1 protein-coding gene is annotated in these 522 nt (G+C 72.4%); it reads left to right on the forward strand.

Features of this window, described 5'->3' with window-relative positions:
• On the forward strand, window positions 1-522 hold a 522-nt coding region (locus D7X12_RS41825; protein WP_244225113.1), incomplete at both ends, for a condensation domain-containing protein.

The following is a 522-nucleotide window of genomic DNA, read 5'->3' on the forward strand; positions in this document are numbered from 1 at the left end:
AGCGGCTGTGGTTCATCGAGCAGCTCGACCCGGGCAGCCCCCTGTTCAACGTGCCCATGGCGGTGCGGCTGGAAGGTCCGCTGAAGGTGGACCTGCTGGAGCGCGCGCTGCGCGAAGTGGTGCGCCGGCACGAGGTGCTGCGCACCACCTTCCGCGAGGGCGAAGCCGGGCCCGTCCTGGTGATTGCTCCGGAGCCAGTGCTCACGCTGGAGCGCAGCGACCTCACGGGCGCGGCGCCGGACGAGGCATGGCGCCTGGCGCGCGATGCGGCGGCCCGGCCCTTCGACCTCGCCCGGGGTCCGCTGCTGCGTGCGTTGCTGCTGACGTCCGGCCCGAACGAGCACCTGCTCGTCGTGGTGCTGCACCACATCGTCTCCGACGGCTGGTCGATGACGCTGCTGGTGCGCGAGGTGGCGCTGCTCTACGGCGCGTTCGCTCGCGGCGTGCCCGCGGCCCTGCCAGAGCTGGGTGTGCAGTACGCCGACTACGGCGTGTGGCAGCGCGAGTGGCTCCAGGGCACAC

The organism is Corallococcus sicarius (assembly GCF_003611735.1).
GTDB classification, from domain to species: domain Bacteria; phylum Myxococcota; class Myxococcia; order Myxococcales; family Myxococcaceae; genus Corallococcus; species Corallococcus sicarius.